Below are 4805 nucleotides of genomic sequence, written 5' to 3' on the forward strand. Positions count from 1 at the left end.
GGCAGTAAAATAATGTCAAAGTTATCAACCAAAAATCGAGCAGTTTTCTTGTGCAATTCGTCTACAAGGTTTTTGATTTTACCTCGCAGTCTACTGGCGGCAAGTTTCATCCTTCTTCTTTGTTTGCACTTGGCTTGAGTGAATTTAGAAATTAACTTATCCAAGCGAAAACACAGCTTCTGGATTTGCAAATTAGCATATAGTCCAATTTCCCCAAAACTACATTCAGAAAAGAAGGTGATAAACGTTCTGATACCGGGGTCAAGTGCTACAACACGTCCTTGGTTATCAGACTTCTGTTGCAGCACATCCTCTGGAACTGTCAAATAGTAATCACCGTAGGCAAATACTAAACGACAGTCGCCAAAGCTTTGTGGTAAGGCTTCTTTCAAGGTTGCCTTACCTAATACAGTGTGATAAATCCCAAAGTCTTTTACTGCGGATTTGGGAATGTAGCAAGATTGTACAGCGTCTTTTCTTGACCTAAATCTAATCTTGCTAACACCACCACCGGTTTTAAACTTTTTCTTGGCATTGCTGACAGACTTACAAGCATCTTTGATGGCAATTGATTTAATTTGATAAGGGACTGCTTTACTCCATTCTGGTAATCCGTTCAATATGTCAGTCTTAATCGCTTTCCAGTTAGCCTTAATGCTAGAGTCTTGCAGCAGTTTGATAGTAGTGTTGTAAACAAACCTGGATACACCAAACCACTGTTTAACGATCTGTCTCTGCTCGGTTGTGAGAAAGATCCGGATCTTCCTTGATTTTTTTACTGTACTTCCTGAGTCCGTGCATCCGATAAGAGAAGACGTGGAGGATGGAGAGAAGATCCGAGGTAAGTTCTGACTCTGGGCAATATACAGTGTTGTCGAGAACCACGATCCGTCCACCGTTTTGCTCGACCATGTACTCAATAAGCTCGAATCCAAACCTTGCGAGTCGGTCACGACAGGTAACAACAAGCGTGAGCTGATCTCCGAGCATAAGTCTGTCCAGTAGGGCTTGCAGTCCTTTTCTTTTAAAGTTGATTCCACTGCCGATATCTTTGATGATTTCGGCATCTGGGTAGAGTGATTGCATATAGGCAAGTCTACCAAGGTCGTCTCGTTGTTTGGTTGAACTAACTCGGCAGTAGCAGACAATGGAAGTTCTAGTGGCACCACGGAGGTAGGATTCAACGTGAAAAAGTCTTTGTCCTCCTTCGTTTTTGATGCTTTCAATCTTGCCATTGTCTGCGTACTTCCTTAAAGTGTTTGGGTGCAGTCCCAGTTGTTTGACTGCTTCTCGTAGTGGTACATAAGCCATACCACTATCTGAGCAGTTATGAGGATATATAATCTATTGTTAGCAAATAACTAGCTATTGGCTAACCTCTGCTTAGTGCGTTTGCTTATTGTTTCAGGTTCTCTAAAATCACTTTTGCTGCACGCCGTCCAGAAATGGTTGCTCCCTCCATGCTGTCAATATAATCTTGTTGAGTATAACTACCTGCTAAAAAGAAGTTATGCACTGGGGTTTTTTGGTCAGGACGGTAAGGATCCATCCCTGGTGCTTCTCGGTAGAGTGATTTCGCCAGTTTTACAACACTATACCAAGTCATATTCAGTTCGCGGGATGAGGGGAACAGTTCATGAACTTGTTTGAGGACGTGTTGGGCGATCGCTTCATTGGTTTGTTTAATAAAAGGATCTCCCGGTGTGAGTACCAACTGTAATAAAGACCCTTGTCCCGGGCGATAATAATCACTGGGACTAGCCAGGGCTAAATCAGCAAAACAAGAAAAGTCAGCATCGGCAGTATACAGTAAATTATCTATCCCCGCGGCATGATTTAGCTGTTTGCGTTCGTGTTCATCTTGGAGTTCTGTTACCCAGCCATCAAATCGCAGCTGTACTGTGGCCACGGGTACTGCATCTAATTTATAAATATTGTCAAATTCCGACCACTTACGCCACTCTTCGGGTAATATACGCTGAATCCCCGGGACATCGCAAGCACACAGGTAAGCATCAGCCCTAACGGTTTGTGTGGTGTCACCTTGGGCAACTACAATACCAGTTACCTGAGTTTGTTCTCCTGATTGAGTAAATTGAATTTCCCTGACTTGGCGACGAGTATGAATTTTAACGTTTCTTGCTTCTAAATATTTCAGGATGGGCTTGTGCAAATACTCATCTGGGGAACCTTCCAGCATCCGCATAATTGAGGCTTCAGTTTTAGATGCAAAAAACTGGAAGATTGTCAACATACAACGGGCGGAAATATGATCACAATCAATAAATCCCAAAGCATAAGCAATGGGGTTCCACATCCGTTTGATACTACCCTCACTACCGCCGTGACTGCGGAACCATTCAGCAAAGCTAACTTTATCTAAGTTACGGATAGTTTTCATCGCCCCGTTGAAGTCTACTAATCCGCGAACAATGGGGCTAGTACCCAAGGCGATGGCATTTTGTAGTTTATCTTGTAATGATAATTGAGAAGTTGTAAAAAATGCCTTTAATCCATTGAAAGGCGCACCAGTAATAAAGCGAAAATCTAAACTACCAGTACGTCCCCCTTGATTAATAAAAGTGTGGGTATGTTCTTTTAGCCGTAAATTGGATAATGCCCCCACTTTCTCCATTAAATCAAATAGCTGGTAGTAACAACCAAAAAATACGTGCAATCCCATTTCAATATGGTTGCCATCTTCATCTACCCAACTACTGACTTTACCACCAACAAATGGGCGGGACTCAAAAATCTCTACTTCACAACCAGCATCAGCCAAATCTACCGCGGTTGCTAGCCCAGCCAGTCCCGCACCCACAATTGCAACGCGCATTCCATCTTACCCTTTCAGTTTCTTTACAAATTGTAACTGAGTTGGTAGCGGAATTAGCTATTGATTCTTGGGTAAGTTTTAGTCAAATTCTCACTCAGGCATGAGTTGCAGAGTGCCAAAACCTAGGGCTTGATGAGAAAGTGAGTGCGCTTCAAATAAAGCCATCATATCTCCTAATTGGGGGTTGCGACTCGTAGATCCTTTTATTCCTTTGGCAATAATCAAAGCACAGTAGCCGTTGGTGTTTTTACACCGCTCATCCCATTTTTTCCGCGCCTCTCCATGGGTTGGATCATCATCTAAAAATTCACCGAACAAGAATAATTCGCCATTTTCAGTTTGCAACAAACCTAAATCGTAGCGATCGCCATCAAAAGGATCAGCACCCGGATTAAAGCAAATGGCTTTGAGTCCGCCGGCTGCGACAATATTTTCAATGATAGTTTTAGCCTTGGGTCGTGAGGTTTGAATTAAAACTACCGGTAATCCATCACCCACTTTTGATATTTCAGCAGACTGATAATTTAGAACTCCTTGATGCAATGAGTCTAACATTTCCCAAGAGATTACTCCCAGACTGATAAAAGAATTTTCTGGAATCAGATCATCTCGCAAGCCAGGAAAATCAGGCAAGTCTTCGGCTCCCATTTCTAGTTCTTCCATGCCCCAACCTGCCATTTCCTCTAATTCTGCTGCTAATTGCGGCATAGTGGAGACAGTCACAGACAAAGACTTAATTGATTCTGAATTGGATTTAGGTACAGAAATACGATAGCGACGGCTGAGGGTAGGAAAAGTTTCACTATCGAGCTGGTTATGGTAATCGCGGATAAAGCGGATCAGGCTCTCTAGAGCCACAAACACTGCTAGTGCTTCCTCTTCATACAAAACCGACCGCAATCCTTCTAATGGGTGGATATTACCGAAAGTAGGCTCAATTTCCGATATGGGTAAATCGCTTAAATCCTCGTCCCCATCCATTTCATCTTCATCTTCATCTTCACTTTCAAAAGTCAGAAATAGACAGTCTTGTTTGAGGAAAGCCTCTTCTAAATGTGCTTGTGATTCATCATCCTCTAAAACTTCTGCCCGAAACTGCCTCAGAGAATCTTCAGAGCGATAAAGTAAAATACCGTACTCCATCCCCAACATCCCCATCACGGAAACGTACAGTGTCCCAACGTCCCAGTTATTAATCTCTATTGATAATATTTGTTGTTCTTGTAAAAATTCCCAAGGTGCAGTGTGCCAAACAGCGAAGGCCTGATCACGCAATACTTGTGCATATTGGGGAGGTAAATCGGGAACTTGGTTATCCTGTATCTCAGTAAATCCGCGGAATAGTTCGTCGATTAAGGGCAATTCGGGAACGTAATCAATGCTAATATCCAAGCCTTGCAGCACACCCCGCAGGTAAAACTGAATTTCTCGGTCTTTAACTACAATCTTTTGGGGTCTGGCGGGTTTACCAGGGCTATGGGGATGCTCCATTGCACGCATTAAGGTGCGAACAATTGCTTCTGGACCTATTTCAGGAGATACTACATCCATCCCCCGCACCACACCTTGGGAACCATCTACCCAAAGAATACATTCACCGTTGCTCTCGGAGTCTGAAGCTGATGTTGGCGACGATGACATTGGACGGCGATCGCCCTCCCATACAGAAGGAATTTGAGTTAATGTTTTCAACCGACGAGTGGTAGAGCGATTAAAGCTTGTCATAAAGTAGATTAATCAAAAAGAAGCTATTTGGCAGTAGACTATGAGAAAGAGCTAGTCCTAAGCTGACTATTTTATAGACAAAACTATACTTATGTTGACAAGAATTGACATAAGTGAGTTAAGAAAATCGCCCACTTGATATATAATACGATATCAGGTATTGAATTAAGACTATTGCCAACGCGAAAACCAAGCAATGATAGCGGTAGTCTTTCTTGTAAATCTTAAGAGAAATATCGCGTCT

General features: G+C 42.7%; 4 protein-coding genes. All 4 read right to left on the reverse strand.

Features of this window, described 5'->3' with window-relative positions; genetic code table 11:
- Positions 1 to 836 (reverse strand): helix-turn-helix domain-containing protein (locus NWP22_RS01045; RefSeq protein ID WP_280801413.1); only part of this gene is annotated, 836 nt, incomplete at its 3' end.
- A complete protein-coding gene (locus tag NWP22_RS01050) occupies positions 721 to 1311 on the reverse strand; it encodes an IS607 family transposase (protein ID WP_280801411.1) in 591 nt (196 codons plus the stop codon). The genes NWP22_RS01050 and NWP22_RS01045, both read right to left, overlap by 116 nt.
- Positions 1312 to 1396: 85 nt before the next feature.
- Positions 1397 to 2836: a 9,9'-di-cis-zeta-carotene desaturase gene (zds, locus tag NWP22_RS01055; RefSeq protein ID WP_271734340.1), complete on the reverse strand. Its 1440-nt coding sequence runs from the start codon at positions 2834 to 2836 to the stop codon at positions 1397 to 1399.
- 90 nt (positions 2837 to 2926) lie between these two features.
- Positions 2927 to 4561, reverse strand: coding sequence for a DUF6930 domain-containing protein (locus tag NWP22_RS01060; protein WP_280801412.1), 1635 nt, complete (start codon positions 4559 to 4561; stop codon positions 2927 to 2929).
- Positions 4562 to 4805 lie beyond the last annotated feature (244 nt).

This window comes from Anabaenopsis tanganyikae CS-531 (assembly GCF_029891675.1).
Taxonomy (GTDB): Bacteria; Cyanobacteriota; Cyanobacteriia; order Cyanobacteriales; family Nostocaceae; genus Anabaenopsis; species Anabaenopsis arnoldii.

Excerpts from the sequence above, each read along its gene's own strand:
- zds (WP_271734340.1), bottom strand. The coding sequence starts at position 2,836 with ATGCGCGTTGCAATTGTGGGTGCGGGACTGGCTGGGCTAGCAACCGCG.
- NWP22_RS01050 (WP_280801411.1), bottom strand. The coding sequence starts at position 1,311 with ATGGCTTATGTACCACTACGAGAAGCAGTCAAACAACTGGGACTGCAC.
- NWP22_RS01060 (WP_280801412.1), bottom strand. The coding sequence starts at position 4,561 with ATGACAAGCTTTAATCGCTCTACCACTCGTCGGTTGAAAACATTAACT.